Genomic DNA, 20,458 nt, shown 5'->3' on the forward strand with positions numbered 1-20,458 from the left:
TACATGAGGTAATACAGATAAAACGCATTAAGTATGAACGACTGAAAGGGGTGTTCTGCTTGTATTTTCATTTAGATGAACGCAGCAATACACCAATTTGGGAACAAATTGTTAACCAAGTAAAGGAGCTCATTTTAAAAGGGGTCCTTCATCCAGATGAAAAATTACTAAGTGTTCGTGAGCTTTCTTCAACCTTGCTAGTGAACCCCAACACCGTCAGCAAAGCATATCAAGAGCTTGAACGACAGGGAATCATCGAAACACGAAGGGGAAAGGGGACATTTGTTTCTGGGCAACTTCCAAACAAGGTGGATGAAGAAAAAGTGGAGGAAATCAAACAATCATTAAAGCTTTTGCTCGTAGAAGCCTCATATTTAGGGATAAATAAAGAAACCTTTGTTGAGTGGGTCGAGAACTATGTGAAGGAGTTAGGGGGGAACAGCAGTGATGCTTAATGTACAAAATCTTTCAAAAAGCATTGAAGGAGAAACAGTCTTGAAGGAAATCTCATTTTCATTAGATGAAGGATCCATTGTCGGATTGGTCGGGCGAAATGGAGTAGGAAAAACAACATTGCTTAAAAGCCTTGTTGGCATTTTAGATGCCGATCAAGGGGAGGTTGTGTTTCTAGGGAAAAACATCGTGTCAAACCCTGAAGTGAAGGGGGAAATGGTCTTTGTTCCAGATTCAAATTCAGCGTTCAATGGCTACAGTATTAAAGAACTTGTGACTTTGTATGAGGCTGTCTATGTGAATTTTGAAACCTCCTATTTTTACCAGCTTCTACAGCGTTTCAACCTTCCAGAGAAGCGGAAAATTCGGACCCTCTCTCGTGGAATGAAGGCCTTGTTATTTATCATTTTGGCCATTTCAACAAAGGCAAAGCTCATTATATTAGATGAACCTACAAATGGACTCGATGTCATAATAAAAAGGAAAATCCTGCAGTTTCTCTTAGAAGAAGTTTCGGAATCGAGGGTTTCACTCCTTATTTCAAGTCACCATTTAGAGGAACTCGAGAAAATTGCCGATACAATCATTATGTTAAAGGATGGCGAGATTGAAACAATCGTCTCAATGGAGGATACGCGGCATTATTATAAAAAAATCCAGGTGGTTTTTAAAGAAAAAGGGATTCCTGAAAGATTCAAACAAATCCCAAACATGAAGGTCTTATCTCAAATCGGCCGTGTTAACACACTTTTGATAAAAGAAAATATAGAAGAAATTATTTCAACATTAAAAGAGGAACAGCCCCTGCTTTTAGAGGAATTGCCCGTTGACTTAGAAGACATATTTGTGTCGACATTAGGAGGGGATGACATTGTTTAATAAAGCACTTTGGCTAAAGAATTATAAGCAATCAAAGTTTGTTGTGTGGGGACTTTGGGTGGTTTGCTTGTACTTTGCTTATAAACTTTATACGTTTATTGATATTCAGGAACGCTCCATGCAACTTCATACCAATGAATGGGGGAGTATAGAAAACTATTCCTTTCATTTTCATAACTTTTTGGAGGTTGGCGTTTTCCAAATGATTGTGATTGTGTTATTAGCTTCCATTCTAATTGGGTTAGAACGGACCAATCAAAGTTTGGATTTTACACTTTCACTCCCATATAAAAGACAAGAAATCTTTTTTAATAAATGGTTATTTGGAGTTACGCATATCTTTTCCGCACTAACTGTCAGTGTGTTCATTTCAGGATTTATTTTAGTTAACTCTAAGGTTCACGACTATTTACCTTTATCGGCGTTAGGAATCTATTTTGTCATCGCTCTTTTCTCACTGATTGGGATCTATTCCTTCAGTCTATTGATGGGTTTCATTGGGGCGAGTATCGTTTCGCAATTTGCCTTTAGTATACTGTTTCTTTTTCTGCCGAACGGCTTATATCATCTTGTTATTCACGCAGTTGGATATCACTATTATGCGATTACGGGAACACCATTTTATAAACTATTTGATCTATACAATGTAGATGTCATTTTTGATTTTCTGTCTTTTCCAATCATGTTATTTGATGTAGATAACTTTATCAATGATGTCTTTGTTTGGAAGCAATCAAGTCCAACCCTTGTACTGCTGTTTCTCATTGTTCCAGCTGTTGTAACAGGGTTATCCCTATTTTTTATGAAGGTTTTAGCGAACCGAATAAAAAGTGAAAACAATGGTAAAATATTGGCCTATGAGAAGTTGTTGCCTTATTTAAAAGTAGGGGTGTTCATCTGTTTCTACCTATTTGGTGGTATGGTATTTGGTTCATTCAATTACTACGACGAACTTCCGAGCCTTCTATCTTATCATTTAGGTGGACTTGGCTTCAGCCTGATTGCCTATTTCATCCTCATCAAACTTGCTGGAATGCGAATGGTATTCGGACGAAAATAGGGGATGGGAAAATTTAGACGAATGACGAACCAGATGGTCCTTTTAAAATGAAACTTTACCCACCCCTTCATCGTATAAAGAGGAGAAAAGGGGTGTTTTTTGTGTCTGAAAGACCTGTATTGAAGTTGCCAAAAACACGATCTGAAAAACGCTTAGAGTTGCTCTCAGCGGTAATTTTAGTTGGTATATATGGTTTTGTTATTGTGAATTGGAGCGAGATTCCAGACCGAGTACCGACCCATTTTAACATTGCCGGGGAGCCTGATAGCTGGGGTGGAAAAGCAAGTGTCTTCATTCTCCCCATTATCGCTACTTTTTTATTTAAGACGATGTTTATCTTAAGTAAATTTCCCCATATCCATAATTACCCTGTCGAGGTAACACCAGAAAATGCGGAAGGCATTTATAGAAACTCTCGAAAAATGCTGGTTACCATGAACTTTTTTCTTACTTTCTTTTTAGCGATCGGTTCTTGGGAAATGGTGACCGTTGCCCAGGGCAAAGAAGGGTTAGGGATGTGGTACATGATTGTGTTCTTCGTGTCTATGTTCGGAACAATGGGGTATTATATGTACAAGATGTTCAAATTACGTAAAAAATAGTGTAACAAAAAGGGACCACAGGTGCCCCAAACTTTTTAATGAAAGTAGGAAATTAACAATGTTAATTGAAATTATTGTCCAACATGCCCAAGATGCAAGATTAGCAGAAGAACATGGGGCAAATCGTTTAGAATTGGTTACGGCGATGACAGAAGGTGGTTTAACCCCTTCATATGGAATCATCAATGATGTTGTCCAAGCAGTCTCTATTCCTGTTCACGTCATGGTGCGTCCTCATGGTTATTCGTTTACATACTCCGAAGACGATAAGCGTGTTATTTTAGAGGATGTTAGAGTGTGTAAAGAACTTGGGGCAGCTGGGATTGTATTTGGATCCTTAACTGAAAATGGTGAAATCGATGAAGCATTTCTTGAAAAAGTGATTGAGGCTGCGGATGGTATGAAGATTACGTTCCACCGTGCGATCGATGAGGCAAAGGATATAATTGAAGCCTACAAAACCTTACAAAAATACAGCGATTATATTCAAACAGTGTTAACCTCTGGAGGGGCACCTAAGGCATTGGATGGGGTGGAAAACCTTAAGAAGATGTTGTCTCTCTCTAGCGAAAAGCCATCTCCAGTAATTATGCCGGGTTCAGGCCTTTCACATAATAACATCGTAGAGCTTCACGAAAAACTTCACGCAACGGAATACCATTTCGGGTCGGCTGTCCGGATGAATGGGAAGTTTAGCGAACCAATAAATGGGAATACTATAAAAACAATAAGGGATTTAATAAGCTAATACAACAAGGATGTCTGAATCAAGAATTTGGGCATCCTTTTAATTTGGAAAATTGGCTGACGATGATAAATGAGCGCTAAAGTAGATAGAAATGATACGCAAAATCAACTAAAGGGAGAGTGAAATCAATGGAAGTTCTCTTTAAACACCTCGAAACCATCTGTAAACAGCATTTTTTAACCGAAAAAATCCTCCTAGTGGATTCATATAGGATTGGCGAGCAAATGATAAGGCAGTTTACTCAAAAAAATAATCATGTCATCAATCTTAAAATCAAAACAATCAAGGATCTAGCACTTGATGCTGCGACAACAGAACAAAATCACCTGATAAGCGAGGCTCTCGGTCCTCATTTGATGTATGCCATATTAACCGAGCAAAAACGAAACCTAAACTATTTTCATGAAGTCGAGATCACGCCAGCCTTAAGCCAACGTATGTATCAAACAATAAGGCAGCTTCGAATGGCGGGATACACTAGTAGCACACTTTCAAGAGAACCATTTGTTTCACAAACAAAGGGTGAAGATATGATGCTCATTTTAGAGGATTACGAGCGGCTTCTTACTGAATATAAACTAATTGATGAGGCGGACCTTTATCGAAATGCGCTAGGAAAATATGATTCTAGAAATCAGATATTCATACTTCAAAGCAACCTTAGGCTTGCATATGTACAGGCAGAATTTTTAAAAACTGCCCTTCCAACCAACTATTTTCATTTACCAATGGAAGCTGTTCGTGGCGTTGCGATTCCTGAGAGTTCGTCTTTTTCGAAGGTTGTGTTTGGTGATGAAACACCATTAAGCTATTTATTTGATGTGGAAAATGCACCAACAACTGTGCCAACTCTTTCGCTTTTTTCAGCAAAGACTGAAGAATCGGAGCTAAAGGAGGTCATCTATCGAATCAAAGAAAAAGGCATTTGCTTTGATGAGGTTGCAATCTTTTGCACCTCAAGCGCCCAATATGTAACCGCCATGTATCACATAGCACAGCGTTTACAAGTGCCGGTTACCTTTGGCGAAGGGATCCCGACTGGGTTTACGAAACCAGGAAAACTGGTGGCGGGCATCCTAGCTTGGATGAAGGATTATTATAGTGTGCAAGCATTTTTAAAGCTTCTTCAGGAAAATTTGCTGGACTTGGGGGAGGATGCACCATCAAAAAGAAAATGGGCAACTTATCTTCGGGGAGCGAATATCGGTTGGGGAAAAGAGCGTTATCCTTCACAGATCAATGCGAAAATGCATGAACTTGCTGAAGAAGATTCCAGAATCCCTGAATATCAATGGCTGTTAACATGGTTTACGAATATATTCAAACATATGCCAACTGTTGATAGCGATGGGACAGTTATTTATGGAGACCTGCTAAAAACAATCAAGTATTTTCTTCAGGATTATTGCAAGGTTTCTTCAGGTTTTGACCAGTCAGCAAAAGAATCTTTGCTTGAGCGAATTGAGGATTTGCTTCCATACGCCAATGAATCCGTATCCAATGTCTACCAAAAGTTCGAGGATGATTTCCTCTCTATTTCCATTGGGCATTCGCGACCTAAGCCTGGCTACTTACATATCACTTCTTACAAGAACGGGCTTTACATGAATCGTGAGCATTTGTTTATTGTAGGGATGGACAATAGGAGGTTTCCGGGAATGGCAGGTGAGGACCCACTTCTACTAGATGCGGAAAGAGAAAAACTAGGAAGACTTCTACCATTACAAAAAGATAAGTCGAAAGAAGACCTATATTCCATGCTGCAGCTATTGGCTTCAGCGGCAAAAAATGAGATTACGGTTAGTTATTGTAGATTCGATATCAATGAAAATCGAGCCATTTCACCGACGTATTTGTTTTTACAATGCTATCGAATTCATACTGGTAACCTATCTGCAGATTTTAAGACGCTGCAAAACAAAGTCCCTGGTGTGAAACATACGCTAGAAAATGAAGACTGGTGGTATGAGAAAATCACAAACTCTCAAACTGTTCAGCTTGATCAAGCATTATTAGCGGATTTTTCAAATATTACAAGAGGGCTTCATGCGGAAAAAATGAGACAGGATCCAGCTTTTACGGTATACGAAGGAAAAATTGAAAGTGATACGACTGGATTTGATCCTCGGAAGAATCCGGATATTACGATTTCAGCTGGAAAGCTTGAAAAAATTGCAAAATGCCCTTATGCCTATTTTTTAGAAAATGTGCTGCGATTAAAAGTAAATGAAGACATTACCTATGACCCAACGAAATGGTTGGATGCCAAAACGAGGGGAACTCTGTTGCACGAAATTTTTGAGACCTTTTATCAAGAAATGAAAGAGCGTCAAGAAAAGCCTTCCTACGAGAAACACATTAGTCTTCTAACCAAGATTGCAAACGAAAGGCTGGAATATGTAAAAACGGTTGTTCCGCCACCCAATCCAAGAACGGAAAGACTAGAGTCAGAGGAAATCATCGAGTCGTGTGAGACCTTTTTGAAAATCGAAGAGGAAAATAGCGAACTTGGTGAACCATTGTATTTTGAATATTCATTTGGAAAAGATGCACCAGCTATGATTGAGCTTCCATCTGGAACGGTTCATGTAAGAGGAATCATTGACCGCGTAGACAAACTCCCAGATGGCTCCTACCATATCATTGATTATAAAACGGGAAGCAGTTGGGGTTATCATAGCAAGGAGTTTTTTAAAGGTGGAAGACAGCTGCAGCATCTCCTATACACCCTCGCAATCGAGGCCCATTTGGGAATGGAGGATGGTGCGGTTAAAAAGAGCTCCTATCTATTTCCGACACGAAAAGGAGCGGGGAAACGCTTTGTGAGGGAGCAAGAAGAAACGACCCGAACCAACGGTAAAGATATTTTAGACAAACTCCTTTCGATTGTCGAGCACGGTCATTTTACGATGACTGACGATGAGAATGAATGTAAATTCTGTGATTTTAAACATATTTGCAGACGTTCCACTTATGATAAGGATGCATTAACACAAAAGCAACAGGATGAGACGGCAGAAGGACTAAAAAGCTTTAAGGGGGTGCGCGCTTATGACTAAGCTAATTGTCGATCAGGAGGCAAGGGATAAAATTACAACCGTACTTGATCAAAATTTCCTTGTAGAAGCCGGGGCTGGCTCTGGGAAAACAACGAGCCTAGTGGATCGGATGGTAAACCTGATTTATACAGGAACAGCAAAAATAGACGAGATAGTCGCGATTACCTTTACAAAAAAAGCGGCAGATGAATTGAAAACAAGGTTCCTAACGGTTCTTGAGAAAAAATGTAAAGAAGAATCAAACGTTGAAGTGAAATTTCTGCTCGAGGATGCCTTACAAAACATCGAACAATCATTTATCGGAACGGTCCATTCCTTTTGTGCACGTTTACTGCGGGAGCGGCCAGTTGAAGCCGGGGTTGATGTCAATTTCTCTGAACTTGAGGATACAGAGGATGACAAAATTGCTGAAGCAGCTTGGTTCGTTTACACACAGAAATTGGAGCAGGATGATCCACAGAAATCAACAATCATGAAGGATTTAGGAATTCGGGAGCAAGATTTATTGGAGAGTTTTTGTGAAATAAAGAACTACCCCGATGTGGAGTGGGCAAGGGAAGTGGTAGAAAAACCAAATCTTGATGAGGTTTTTCGACGTTTTATCACGCTCTTAAAAGAGGCAAGCCGATGTATCCCGAATGATATTCTAAACGGTCCAGACAGTCTCCAGGAAGCCATTGATGATGCTCTTCGTCATGTTCGATACGATGACAATACAGATGCTCTAAAGATTAAGATTTTTCAGCTGTTTGATAAAAAATTAACGATAACACAGTACAAGTGGTCCTCAAAAGAAGATGCAAAGGAATATCATGCCAGAATTACTGATTTTTTTGAAGTTCACATCCAGCCTTTACTGGTAAGATGGGGCGAATATTGCCATCCATTCGTAATTGAGCTGTTTCATGGAGCAATGGTAGTCTATGAAAAAATGAAGCAAGAACGTTCGTTGATGAATTTTCAGGATTTATTAATGAGAACAGCAGCTCTTTTAAAGGAGAATGCAGAGGTTCGTTCGTATTTTCAAGAAAAGTACAAAAGACTGCTTGTCGACGAATTTCAGGATACGGATCCAATTCAAGCGGAGATCATGTTTTATTTAACCGGTGAAGATGTAAGCGAAACGAATTGGACCAAGTGCAAACCGCGTCCGGGTTCGCTTTTTGTGGTGGGGGATCCGAAGCAAGCGATTTATCGTTTTCGACGAGCAGATATTGATATTTACAATCTGGTGAAGGACCTGATTGAAGCCCATGGTGGGGAAGTGCTTCAGTTAATAATGAACTTTAGAACAGTTGATACTGTTACAAACTTATTGAATGAGGTATTTAAGGAGCAATTGCCGGAAAAAGAGATTGTTCATCAGGCCGCATATCGTCCGCTCCATTCCTATAAGAACGCAAGCGACTCTGGTTTCTCGGGGATTAAAAGACTGGTTTTAGCAGACGAATTCGCGAAGAATAAAACAATCACGGTTGAAGAAGATGCAACAAACATTACGTCTTATATTCAAAAATTAATAAATGAAGGTCACGAGCCACATGAATTTATGATTTTAACAAGGCAGAAAGACGGAATCGATGTGTACGCCACAAAACTTGAGGAAGCAGGGATCCCGGTTAGTGTCAGTGGTGAAATGGAGATTGGCACGATTCTTGAATTTCAGGATCTTATTCGTCTGCTTGAAGCAATTGTCGATCCTGCCGATGAGATTGCTTTTGTAGCAGCATTGCGTACCATTTGGTTTGGGATCAGTGATGAAGAGCTATTCCAATGGGGGCAGGCAGGTGGTGCTTTTCACCTGTATGCCGGGACGCCCGACAGCTTACATTCTGATACGAAACAGCATATGGAAACGGCACTTTCAAAGCTCAAACAATATGCAAAGTGGAAAACCGCCTTTTCACCAGTAGTGGCAATTGAAAATATAATCGAGGATATTGGTCTCTATCCATTGTTCCTAGCTAAAAGCTATGGAAAAAGAGAGGCGACGAACCTGCTGCAAATGATTGAAGCACTACGGGAGAAAGAGGAAGACGAGGCAACAACCTTCAGCCAAGCAGTCGAAATTGTTAAACAGCAAATTGAAGAAAAAACAAAAGTCGTCAATCTTGAGGAAGATGAAAATGCAGTCCGAATTATGAATGTCCATAAAGCAAAAGGCTTAGAGGCATCCATTGTTTTCCTGGCCCATCCTGGAAAAAAGCCTGAGATACGGAATAAAATATGGTCCCATATTCGTAGGGAAGAGCAAGCGTCAACGGGGTATTTTATGTTTGAGAAAAAGCAAGGCTTCGCGCGAAAACCTGTTGCACAGCCTCTACACTGGGAGGACTATCTTGATGCAGAGGAAGCATATTTGCTTGCTGAGGAAATCCGGGTTCTATATGTGGCTGCAACAAGGGCTGAGAAAGCGATGATTATCAGTACATTTCAATCAAAAAACAATAAAAATCCGTGGAATCTGCTGCTTGAAGGTTTACCTGGGGTTGAGGATCTTGAAATAGCTGAATCAATTCATGAAGAAAAAGAGTTAAAAAGTGGGATAATCACACGTGAAGAATTTATTGAAGAAACACAGGGATTACTTGATTGGATTGATGATCGGAAACAACCTTCTTATTTAACATATAGTCCAACTGAGGACAAACAGGATATCCACACACTCGGAATTGAACGTGAGGAAGGTGGAGGACTGACATGGGGGACTGCCATCCACGAGGTATTTGAAAAGATCGTCAACGGGGATGAAACTGAAGAAGTGATTACCTCCTCCTTGAAAAAACATGACATTTCATTAGGTAGAAGAGATGAAGTTTCACAAACAGTCGCTCATTTTAAACAATCCATGATTTGGGCAGAGCTTCAACTTGCTAACCTTGTATTAACAGAGGTTCCGTTTATGGTAAAAATCGATGCTTCTGATCAATTGTATTCGTATATAGAAAAAGGGAACAATGCTGAGACGATTTTTGTTAGTGGAGTAATTGATCTCGTGTACAAGCTGAATGGGGCATGGAAGATTGTCGATTATAAAACGGATCGACCAAAAGATCTTGCTAAGCTTCCGGACCTTGTGAAATTTTATCAAAATCAAATCGATTTTTATCAACGAATTTGGGAGCGAATGACGGGTGAAAAAGTAGCGGACAAGCAGCTTTATTTTGTGACACCGAATAAAATTGTTAGTGTGTAATCGTATTGGATATTTGTTCCAGATGAAGGGCCGAATAAAGTAAAATCGCATTCAAACGGTTCTTCGTTCCTGTCAGGCACATGTATGTTTTTGCTAAAAGTGACGAACTTTAACAAGTAAGACTCGTCAAAAGGGGAGCGCTCCAATGAAGAAGATTGCCGTCATCGGGGGAACTGGATTAATAGGTTCCATTCTTGAAGCAGGACTACACGATAAATACGAAATCATCATTCTCGATAAAAATGTGGACAATCATCCGAACCACATCGAAGTGGATGCAACAAACTTTGAAGATCTTGTGAGTAAAATTCCAGAGAACTGTGCCGCACTGGTAAACCTGTTAAATGTAAACACAAAAAATGATTTTACCGATCTAAGCCAATTTCAAAAAAAGACCGAAATACACTTTCTTGCATCCTTCTACATTTTAAGGGCGGCAATTGAACTTGGAATCCCAAAGGTGGTTTATGCTAGCAGTAATCATGTGACCGATTTTTATGAAAAGGATGGGATTTCATTACTTGGTCGTGAGATCACAGTTAATGATTATCCCTACTCAAAAACATTGTACGGTACACTTAAATTAGCATCAGAAAATATCGGCCATATTTTAGCCTACGAGAAAGAAAACAATCTTTCCGTTATTAATTTACGAATTGGCAGTGTCAGAAGAGACGAGGTGAAGGATTTACAAACGAAACCTCGGATCAATAAAACCTTATTAAGCCAAAAAGATGTGGTCCAGTTATTTGATTTAGCCATCGAATCAACTATTAAGTTTGGTACATATTATGGCGTTTCAGACAATAAAGATAAACCGTGGTCAACTGAAAACGCAACCCGTGAGCTTGGATTTGTCTCAAAGATGAATTCAGAGGATGTGCTGGACCGGGCCGCTGCCGAGTTAGATAGCTTTATTTCATACAACGAAGATTTAGAAAATCAAGATTGGCTTAACTAAAATCATGTCCCAGCAAAGGGCATGATTTTTTAAATTGAATGTTTTCATTTTTGTCCATTTGATATAATGATAGAATAACCCTAAAGGGGGTTGTGACTATTTTGAAAAAGAGGAAAATGATGTTACTTTCAATTGGAATTTTACTCATAATTGGTGTTATCTATTTCGGAAGAATTCATTATAAAATTTCATATTATGCTGAAACTCAACCCCCAATGGATGCTGATTATTTGATTATTCTTGGGGCAAAGGTGAATAGTGAAATACCTTCGCTTGCATTGCAATATAGAATTGATGCCGCAGCTGAGTACGCGAAGGAGAACGAGAATACGATCTTGATTGCATCAGGTGGCCAGGGACCAGGGGAAGATATCACAGAAGCTGAGGCAATGAGACGAGAACTTGTTGACAAAGGAATTTCGGAATCAAGAATTTACCTTGAAGACAGGTCAACAAGTACATATGAAAACATTAAATTCTCAAAAGAATTTATCCCTGAGGATGCAAAGCTTGGGATTATTGTAACGAATGATTATCATCTTTATCGCTCAATCCAAATTGCGGAAGATGCTGGTTTAAAGGTGAAAGGTTTGCCGGCAAAAACACCGCAAGTTACATTGCTAAAAGCGTACAGTCGCGAGTATTTGTCGGTTACGAAATATTATATGGAAAAGTATATTCTTAAATAAAAACAACGCCCAATCGAGCGTTGTTTTCGCTTTTAGCCTTCAACTGCTTCAAGCAATAAGTCTACGATATGGACTGCCCGCATTTTATCGGATAATCCTTCGCGTTCAATGCCCAGCTTCATCTGCAGTAAGCAGCCTGGGTTCGCTGTGACAATTGTTTTTGCCTGAGTATCTTTCACATTTTTCATTTTGGAATCCAATATTTTCATCGACATTTCAGACTCTACGATATTATAAATCCCGGCTGAGCCACAACAGCTATCCGCATTTTTCATTTCCAAATAGCTTGCACCACCAATGGCTTGAAGAAGCTTTCTTGGCTCTGAAGCGGTCTTCATCACATTTCGCAAATGGCAGGAGTCCTGATAAGTGATTACTTGTGTAGGAAGCGAAAGCTCTTTTTTATGAAACTCTAATTCAACTAAAATAGAAGAAATATCCTTAAGCTTTTTCGAAAATGCTTTCGCCCGTTCTGACCACACGGGCTCATCTTTTAGAAGATGGCCATAATCAATTAAAAAGGCACCACAGCCACCCGCATTTGTAATGATATAATCTGCTTCAATTTCTTCAAATGCGGTAATATTTTGTTTTGCAAGTTCTTTGGCTTTGTTTTTTTCACCACTATGCCCATGCAATGCACCACAACAAGCCTGTGTTTTAGGAATGACAATCTCACAACCTGCTAATTGAAGCAGCTTCATTGTGGCATCATTTGTTTTCATGAACATTGTATCCATTAAACAGCCTGTGAAAAAGGAAACTTTTTTCTTTTGAACGCCAATCGGTTCAAGGTGATATGGCCGATTTTTTAGTTCCTTTAAGCTAGGAACCTCTGGAAGCACACGTTCCATCGTCGCCATACTATCAGGTAAAAACTTCAATAGCCCACTTTTATGAACGACTTTTTGTATGCCGGAACGCTGGTAGACACCTAATAACCCAGTTAAAGTACGCATGCGATTTTGATGAGGGAACAGACCTTCAAAAACCGTTTTTCTCACAGCTTTCGCTGGTAGGGAATGCTTTTTATTTTGATTTACGATATCTCTAGCTTCTTCTAAAAGATGCCCGTAATTTACGCCGGAGGGACAAACGGGTTCACAAGCGCGACAACCCAAGCACATGTTCAACGATTTTTCGAAGTCCTCATCAGGTTCAATGAGACCATCTACAACAGCCATCATTAACGCAATTCTTCCGCGCGGGGAGTGGGATTCCTGGTAGCCGGATTCGATATAGGTTGGGCAGGTTGGTAGACAGAACCCGCAGCGCATGCAATTCAATAACTCATTCTGATCCATTCTTGATTGGAAATCAGCTTTGATTTTTTGTTGTTCGTGAATTGTTGTCATTTAGAAACCACCACACGTTTTCTTGAATCCTTTGCGAACATCTTACCTGGATTCATAATATTATTTGGATCCAGTCCGGTTTTAATGGCTTGCATCGCAGCAATCCCCGGAGCACCTAGCTTCATCTCAAGATATGGAGCCTTCATCACGCCTACACCATGTTCACCCGTAATCGTCCCGCCAAGCTCAATTGCCTTTTGAAAAATTTCTTCAAAAGCTTTTTCGACTCGCTCAATTTCTTCACGGTCTCTGACATCTGTTAAGCAAGTAGGATGAAGGTTTCCATCACCGGCATGGCCAAAGGTACAAATCCTTAGGTCATATTTTGTCGCGATTTCTTCAATCGCTTTTACCATTTTGGCAATTTCAGAACGTGGAACAGTCGCATCCTCTAAAATGGTTGTTGGTTTTAATCGTGCAAGGGCAGAAAGTGCAGCCCGTCTTGCTGTCCTTAAACTTTCAGCTTCTTCTTCAGATTCAGCGGATTTTACAGATACGGCATTTTCAGCTTTACAAATCTCTATAATTCTCTCAATATCTCGTTTTACGATTTCAGCAGGACCATCTTGTTCAATCAGAAGTATTGCTTTTACATCTGTCGGAAGGCCGATTTGTGCGAAAGCCTCGACTGCTTCAAGTGTAGGCTGGTCTAAGAATTCAAGAGTAATCGGAATAATTTTACTAGCGATGATTTTTGAAACTGTTTTGGCAGCGGCCTCCAAGTCCTGATAAAGGGCAAGAATGGTTTCCTTTGTTTCGGGCATTGGGATGAGTTTAAGTGTGGCCTCCGTAATGATACCAAGTGTACCCTCCGAGCCGACAAAAAGCCGTGTCAGGTCATATCCAGCCACATCCTTTGCGAGCTTTCCACCGGTTTTGATGATATCTCCATTCGCGAGAACAACCTCAAGCCCCATTACATAGTCGCGTGTTACACCATATTTAAGGCCACGTAATCCGCCAGAATTTTCGTTGATGTTGCCACCGATGGTTGATATTTTCATCGAGCCAGGGTCTGGCGGATAAAATAAACCATTTGCCTCTACGGCGTTTGTTACTTCCTGCGTAATCACTCCTGGTTGGACCGTGATTGTTAAATTTTCCTCATCGATTTCTAATATCTTGTTTAAATGTTTAAAGAGAAGGACGACTCCACCCTCAGTTGGACAAGTGCCTGCGCAAAGATTTGTCCCAGAACCGCGGGGGACAATCGGAATTTTATATTCATTACAGACCTTGACGATTTCTGAGATTTCCTGTTTGTTTCGAGGAGAAATGACCGCATCAGGCATCGACTGGAATTGTGGGGTAGCATCATAGGAGTAGACAAGCCGCCCTGTAGATGAATCATCATAATTTTCCGGACCGACAATGTTTAAAAATTGTTGTTTTGCTTTTACATCAATCATGATAACGCCTCCAATTAACTTCTTATATTAAGCATAAAAAAAAGCGGAGAAATCCGCTATAGAGAAGTCTACAAATTTTAATGTTTTTCTTGGCTTACTTTTATAGATTTATCCAATAGTAATATACCAAGATAAAGTGTTGCTAAATCTACAAAATTTCTTGGGTGTAGTCCCGTTTTCTCTTCGATTTTATTAAAACGGTAGGTAAGAGTATTCACATGAATATGAAGAGTCTCAGCAGTTTCTTTGATCGACTGATTATGTACAATATATTCAATTAAAGTCCCTAACAACTCGGTATCATCTAGAAGCATACCGATTGTACGATTAAGATATTCCACTTGTACTTTGTTACTTGTTTCATGAATGAGCATTTCCAATTTTAAGTCATCATCAAATTTTATCGAGTTATTCTTTTTAGCAATTTGAAGGGCACGCTCAGCTTCATCAAATGATTTTCTTAGCGTATAATCCTCACTGCCCACTCCAAATGAGACTTTCGCAGTAAATTTACTTTCCAGTTCCGATTTAATGTTTCGAAGCATTTTTTGAATTTGATCTTTTGAACGGTCTGTTAAAAGGAGAAGGAATCGATCATTTCCCCATCTGACAAAAATTTCATTCGCGTGTAAAAAGGATCTTTGCTGTAGCAGATTAGCTATCTCCCGAAGCTGAACTTCTGTTTCACTTGTGATCGACCCGAATACAACCTGTCGTTTTATTTCAAGATCTATACCTAGATGTTCTGCTCGTTTATTAAATTCCTCACTTTCTTCCCTACTTTGAAGCCAATCGAAAACAAAGGTCTCAAGTACGCGGGACTCCAATTCGATTTGCTCAGCATAGTAGCTCTCTTGGATTAGTAGCTCAGTCATTTTTTTCAAAAGCTCTCCATATGCAGAAACCTTTTCGGGATCCCCGGTAATCCCTATTACACCAACAACCTTTTCTTTAAAAAGAATAGGTAAATTGATGCCGGCTTTTACCCCTTTTAATTGATTTTCCATATCTTTTGTAATGATCATTTTCTTCTGGTCCTGACTTGCAAGAAGTGCACCTTCGTGAAAGTTTCCAATTCGACTTGTATCCGTACTTGCGATAATCGTTCCTGAAACATCGACAATGATAATATCCTCATCAATTAATCGACGTACTTCTCTACTAATTTTTTTAGCAAGCGATGGTATTAGCATGAAAAATCCTCCGGGTTCTTTATTAATGTTTATTCTATCATTTCAAAAAACTGTTGCAATTTCATTTTTTAAGCATATGAAGTTTTTCTGTTTTATAATAGAGGGTGGATAATGTGGACATAGTGTAGATAGACAAGTTTGGAAGGGAAGAAAACAGATGTTTCAAGATATATCAGTTGATGAGTTGCGGGAATTACAGAAGGAAAAGGCGATCGCGATCGTTGATGTGCGCTCACCTTCTGAATTTGCCGAATCGAAAATACCTGGCAGTGTGAATATACCGATATTTACAGATGAAGAACGAGCTGAAATTGGTACAGTCTATAAACAAATTAGTCCTGATGCGGCCAAGGAAAAAGGACTAGAAATTGTATCGGCCAAGCTTCCAAATTTTATTAAAGAATTTGCTAAGCTCCCACAGGAGGAGAAGGTTGTTTATTGCTGGCGTGGTGGGATGCGCAGTAAAACATCTGCAACACTCATCGATTTAATGGGAATCAAGGCAAAACGGCTGATTGGTGGAATCCGTGGCTATCGGACTTGGGTTGTTGAAAAATTGGAAGAGCTTGAAAAAGAATTTAAACCGAAGGCCCTGGTAATTAACGGATATACAGGTTCGGGGAAAACAAAAATTTTAATTGACCTTCAAGAAAAGGGATACCCCGTTATGGATTTAGAAGGCATGGCGAATCATCGTGGTTCGGTGTTTGGGATGATTGGGAAAAAACCGCACACTCAAAAGGTGTTTGACCTGATGTTTGTGGAGCGGGCACTTCAGCTAAAGGAAACTCCATATGTTTTGCTTGAGGCAGAGAGCAAACGAGTTGGTCGAGCCACACTACCGGATTTTTTACTCGACATTAAAGAACAGGGATACCATATTTTTGTTGACCTGCCAATGGAGGAACGAGTCTTAAACATATTAGAGGATTATCGTCCATGGGAATTTCCGAATGAATGCATGTCAGCCTTCCAACGAATCAAAAAGAGAATTCATACTCCAGTTGCAGCACAGATTGAAAAAGATCTTGAAACCGGAAATTACAATTCGGCAGTAAAATTACTATTGGAATATTATTATGACCCGAGATACCATCATACTGCGGAACAAATACCTGAAGAACGAAGTACGGTTTTACATGTAAAAAACGTTGAAGAAGCTATACAATCAATCAAAGAACTAATTGCTGAAAAAACAACAAAAGCCTAAACAAATGGATGAGAATGTAAAAGACCTAGCGCCCTTAGCACTAGGTCTTTTGGAAATTTTTTAGCATTTCATTAGACTTAAGAATCATATATTATTTTTCTAGTAAAAGACGGACATATACCTGTCAACTTTCGTCGAATGTTTTAGCGTAATTCAAAATTAGGGGGAACTAACACATGTCAAAAACAAAGTTCAAGAAGTCAATCATTAGCGGAACAGTAGCATCTGCACTTATTCTTTCATTAGCAACACCTGCTGCTTTTGCTAACGAGGAAGAAGTACAACAAGAAACAGTTGTTGAAGAAATCCCGGTTAATTACGGTACAGCTGAAGATGAAGTAGTGGCGGAAGAAGAAGTAGTTGAAGATAGCGTAAGTGAAGAATCAACTGAGGAAGTAGTTGAAGGTGAAGAAGCTACTGATGAAGTTGTCGAAGGCGAAGAAGAAGTAACTGAGGAAGAACCTTCTGAAGAAGTCGTTTCAGAAAATGAAGAAATTGCTGAAGAAGAGGCAACTGAAGAGGAAGTTCAAGCTGAAGAAGAAGCTTCTCTAGTACCTGGTGATTTCTTTTATTTTGTAAAGCTTATGATTGAAAAAGTACGCCTTGCAGTAACTGTTGACGATTATAAGGAAGCAAAACTATTAGCTGATTTCGCAGCAGAGCGAATCGCAGAAGCAAATGCTTTGTTTGCTGAAGGTAAAACTGAAGAGGCTGAAGAACTTCTTCAAAAAGCAATTGAAACACAAGAAGCTGCAACCGAAAAGTTAACAGAAACCGATGAGGTTGCAACTGAAGAGTCAGATGGAACAGAAGAAGTAGCAGTTGAAGAAGAAACTGAAGTTACTGAAGATGAAGTAGTAGCAGAAGAAGAAGTAGCTGAGGATTCTGAAGCAACGGTAGTAGAAGCAAAGCTTGCAAATAATATCGATGCTTTAGCAGCTGCGCTTGCAAATGTGAAAAACCCAACAGCTCAAAAAGCATTAATGAAAAACATTCATAAGTCATTTGCAAAATTGGATAAGAAACTTGCAAAGCTTGAGCAAAAAGCGGCAAAATTTGCAGCTAAGCAAGAGGAAGAGCCTGTCGAAGAAACTACAGAAGAACCAGTAGTAGAGCAAGAAGTGGTAGTTGAAGAAGTAGCGGCTGAACCAGTAGTCGAAGAAACAGAGGTTCAACCGGTTGTAGCTACTCCTGTTCCTGTCGTAGAAAAGAAACAAGAAAAAGTAAATGAAAAGCGTGAACAAGCTCAGCAACTAGCACAAGAAAAGCAACAAAAAGCTCAAGAGAAAAAACAACAAGCACAAGAAAAAAAGGCTGAAAAACAACAACAGGCTAAAGAAAATAAGCCAAATCAAAATGCAGGTAAAAACAATGGCAATGGCCAAGGGAACAGCGGAAACAGCAATGGTCAGGGCAACAACGGTAATGGCAACGGAAATGGTAAAAACTAAATAACGTACAGTTATTCAAAGGATGAAATCAAAATTGATTTCATCCTTTTTCCATAAATTAGCTTTTTATTTTTTTTGTGTTATGATTAAAGGAGTAACTACCTGAGGAGGACAGATGAATGATTAATGTAAAAAGTAAGGGATCTAATCGATTTTCATTTGAAAATGAGCGGGCTCTATGTTTGACACAGGTAATCAAGAGAACGGAAAGTAATGTCACGAAGAAGATGGTTGTACGCGATAAAAAGATAGGCATCGATTTTTCCGTCATTATACCTTTAAAACTGCAAAAAAATGGGGAGGTTCATTACTATCCTTCAAAGGAATTTACAGTTAGAGGAAAAAAGGTAGGCCAGAAAAATACCATGGCAAAATATTATGGTTCTATTGGTGAATGGGAATCCTTTAAGAGTGAATTTTTTGAAAAGTATAGTTCGACAGTAAATAAATTAATCTATAAGGAATCAATTGTTAAGTAGTTTCTCGAAATGATCGGTAAATATAAACGAAACTATAAAAGGAAGAGCGCAGGTTTGAAGTCACAATGATAGTGATTCAAATCTAGCGCTCTTTTTTTTACATTATGAGCAGAAATCAGCCTATATCTTTTAACACTCTGTATAATGCAATCATACTTGGAAAAAAGTAAAATAGACACAAAGTTCATATTTTTTGGACAATAGTCCATATTTAGTCATAAAAACTACTAGAACATGAATAAAGATGAAAACGCTTTCCGTTTATATGTTTATAAATTTGCAAAATGAATGGCTATGAGTTTTGCAAATTTTACTATAAGAAGGAGGTCATTCTATGAGTCACTCAAATGTTAGGATTTCGTATCAGGATTTAAAAATGAACTTTAATGAAGTGAACCCTGGACTCACGAACCGTGAAGCTATTGAAGAATCCAATCGCTGTCTTTATTGCTATGATGCCCCCTGCATAACTGCATGCCCTACTGGAATTGACATACCTACCTTTATTAAAAAAATCGCATCTGGAAACTTAAAAGGATCTGCCAAAACGATAATGTCATCGAACCCAATCGGTGCAAGCTGTGCCCGTGTTTGTCCTACTGAAGAGTTATGTGAAGGGGCTTGTGTCCTAAATCACTCTACAAAACCAATTATGATTGGTGATCTGCAAAGATATGCAACGGACTGGGCAATCCGAAATGAACAGGTACTTTTTGAGCCAGGTAAGAAAAATGGAAAAACGGTTGCTATTGTTGGGGGTGGCCCAGCAGGACTATCGGCTGCTAGGGAACTAGGTTTACTTGGTTATGATGTGACAATTTTTGAAGCAGAAGAAAAGGCTGGTGGTCTAAACACATATGGGATCGTTTCGTTTAGACTTCCACAGGAGATATCATTCTGGGAAGTGAAACAGGTAGAAAGCTTTGATGTAAAAATACGAACAAATACTAGAGTTGGAAAGGATATTTCAGTAGATGAAATTCTCGAAAACTTCGATGCTGTCATTCTAGCAATTGGAATGTCAAAGGTTCCCTCTCTAGGCATTGACGGTGAAGAGTTCGATGGAGTGTATGATGCGATTGATTTTGTAAAAGAAACAAAAACAAAGCCAATTACAGATCGCTTCTTAGGAAAGAAAGTTGTAGTAATAGGTGCGGGAAATACAGCCATTGATGGGGCAACTTGTTCGGTCAGATTAGGGGCTGAAAATGTAAAAATTCTTTACAGAAGAACGATTGAAGAAATGACTGCCTATGATTTTGAATACGAATTTGCTAAACAAGATGGTGTTGAATTTAGATGGCTAACAGCGCCTAAGAAAATAATAGGTGACGAACAAGGCCGTGTAACAGCAATCGAATGTATCAAAATGGAGCTTGGTGAACCAGGAGCCGATGGTCGTAGACGACCTGTGCCTATTAAGGGATCAGAGTTTACTTTAGAGGTTGATGCTGTTATTAAGGCAATTGGGCAGACAAGGTATACGGAACTGATTGAACAATTCGGTCTAGAGCATGATGGTGGAGTAGTGAAAATTAATCAAGAGACTCTCCAAACTTCGAATAAGAAGGTATTTGCATGTGGTGATGTGATTTTTGGAAAGGGTCAAGGTGAAGCAATGGTCGTTTCTGCTGCACAGCAGGGCAAGGATGCGGCGTATGCCATTCATAAGGTCATGTTTGGTGCAATGACGGAAATCGCGTAAAAAATGAAA

The 20,458-nt window shown here is 39.3% G+C and carries 16 protein-coding genes; 13 read left to right on the top strand and 3 right to left on the bottom strand.

What is annotated here, in order from left to right; genetic code table 11:
• Positions 1–59: 59 nt before the first annotated feature.
• The 9 genes from V7138_RS09440 to V7138_RS09480 all read left to right on the top strand — a co-directional run bounded on the left by V7138_RS09440 (position 60) and on the right by V7138_RS09480 (position 11,647).
• A complete protein-coding gene (locus tag V7138_RS09440) occupies positions 60–455 on the top strand; it encodes a GntR family transcriptional regulator (RefSeq protein ID WP_335396355.1) in 396 nt (131 codons plus the stop codon).
• On the top strand, positions 448–1,332 hold the full coding sequence (locus V7138_RS09445) for an ABC transporter ATP-binding protein (protein ID WP_335396358.1): 885 nt from the start codon (positions 448–450) through the stop codon (positions 1,330–1,332). The genes V7138_RS09440 and V7138_RS09445 overlap by 8 nt, the downstream gene beginning before the upstream one ends.
• Positions 1,325–2,392, top strand: a complete 1,068-nt coding sequence (locus tag V7138_RS09450; RefSeq protein WP_335396360.1) for a hypothetical protein — start codon at positions 1,325–1,327, stop codon at positions 2,390–2,392. Before V7138_RS09445 ends, V7138_RS09450 begins: the two co-directional genes overlap by 8 nt.
• A 101-nt stretch (positions 2,393–2,493) precedes the next feature.
• Positions 2,494–2,994 (top strand): DUF1648 domain-containing protein, encoded by a 501-nt coding sequence (locus tag V7138_RS09455; protein WP_335396363.1) that lies wholly within the window; start codon positions 2,494–2,496, stop codon positions 2,992–2,994.
• A gap of 58 nt (positions 2,995–3,052) precedes the next feature.
• Positions 3,053–3,742, top strand: a complete 690-nt coding sequence (locus V7138_RS09460) for a copper homeostasis protein CutC (protein WP_335396365.1) — start codon at positions 3,053–3,055, stop codon at positions 3,740–3,742.
• Positions 3,743–3,870: 128 nt separating this feature from the next.
• A complete protein-coding gene (locus V7138_RS09465) occupies positions 3,871–6,801 on the top strand; it encodes a PD-(D/E)XK nuclease family protein (RefSeq protein ID WP_335396368.1) in 2,931 nt (976 codons plus the stop codon).
• Entirely contained in the window at positions 6,794–9,997 is a 3,204-nt protein-coding gene (locus V7138_RS09470; protein WP_335396371.1) for a UvrD-helicase domain-containing protein, read from the top strand. The genes V7138_RS09465 and V7138_RS09470 overlap by 8 nt, the downstream gene beginning before the upstream one ends.
• 145 nt (positions 9,998–10,142) lie before the next feature.
• Positions 10,143–10,958: an NAD-dependent epimerase/dehydratase family protein gene (locus tag V7138_RS09475; RefSeq protein ID WP_335396374.1), complete on the top strand. Its 816-nt coding sequence runs from the start codon at positions 10,143–10,145 to the stop codon at positions 10,956–10,958.
• Between the two features lie 116 nt (positions 10,959–11,074).
• Positions 11,075–11,647 (top strand): YdcF family protein, encoded by a 573-nt coding sequence (locus tag V7138_RS09480; RefSeq protein ID WP_438824335.1) that lies wholly within the window; start codon positions 11,075–11,077, stop codon positions 11,645–11,647.
• Between the two features lie 32 nt (positions 11,648–11,679).
• On the opposite strand, the gene V7138_RS09485 is transcribed toward V7138_RS09480, so the two are convergent.
• The 3 genes from V7138_RS09485 to V7138_RS09495 all read right to left on the bottom strand — a co-directional run bounded on the left by V7138_RS09485 (position 11,680) and on the right by V7138_RS09495 (position 15,604).
• A complete protein-coding gene (locus V7138_RS09485; RefSeq protein WP_335396377.1) occupies positions 11,680–13,002 on the bottom strand; it encodes a (Fe-S)-binding protein in 1,323 nt (440 codons plus the stop codon).
• Positions 12,999–14,411 (bottom strand): glycolate oxidase subunit GlcD, encoded by a 1,413-nt coding sequence (glcD, locus tag V7138_RS09490; RefSeq protein ID WP_335396380.1) that lies wholly within the window; start codon positions 14,409–14,411, stop codon positions 12,999–13,001. The genes V7138_RS09485 and glcD overlap by 4 nt, the downstream gene beginning before the upstream one ends.
• Positions 14,412–14,488: 77 nt before the next feature.
• A complete protein-coding gene (locus V7138_RS09495; RefSeq protein ID WP_335396383.1) occupies positions 14,489–15,604 on the bottom strand; it encodes a CdaR family transcriptional regulator in 1,116 nt (371 codons plus the stop codon).
• Between the two features lie 157 nt (positions 15,605–15,761).
• Here V7138_RS09495 and mnmH point away from each other — a divergent pair, with 157 nt between their 5' ends.
• From mnmH to V7138_RS09515, 4 genes are all read left to right on the top strand, one after another.
• Positions 15,762–16,814, top strand: a complete 1,053-nt coding sequence (mnmH, locus tag V7138_RS09500; protein WP_335396385.1) for a tRNA 2-selenouridine(34) synthase MnmH — start codon at positions 15,762–15,764, stop codon at positions 16,812–16,814.
• A 176-nt stretch (positions 16,815–16,990) separates the two neighbouring features.
• Entirely contained in the window at positions 16,991–18,265 is a 1,275-nt protein-coding gene (locus V7138_RS09505; protein WP_335396388.1) for a DUF5667 domain-containing protein, read from the top strand.
• Between the two features lie 119 nt (positions 18,266–18,384).
• Complete coding sequence (locus tag V7138_RS09510; RefSeq protein WP_335396390.1) at positions 18,385–18,744, top strand: hypothetical protein; 360 nt, start codon at positions 18,385–18,387, stop codon at positions 18,742–18,744.
• Between the two features lie 334 nt (positions 18,745–19,078).
• Complete coding sequence (locus V7138_RS09515) at positions 19,079–20,449, top strand: NAD(P)-dependent oxidoreductase (RefSeq protein ID WP_335396393.1); 1,371 nt, start codon at positions 19,079–19,081, stop codon at positions 20,447–20,449.
• Positions 20,450–20,458 lie beyond the last annotated feature (9 nt).

The sequence above is a fragment of the Bacillus sp. JJ1533 genome, assembly GCF_036965045.1.
Lineage (GTDB): Bacteria > Bacillota > Bacilli > Bacillales > Bacillaceae_L > Ferdinandcohnia.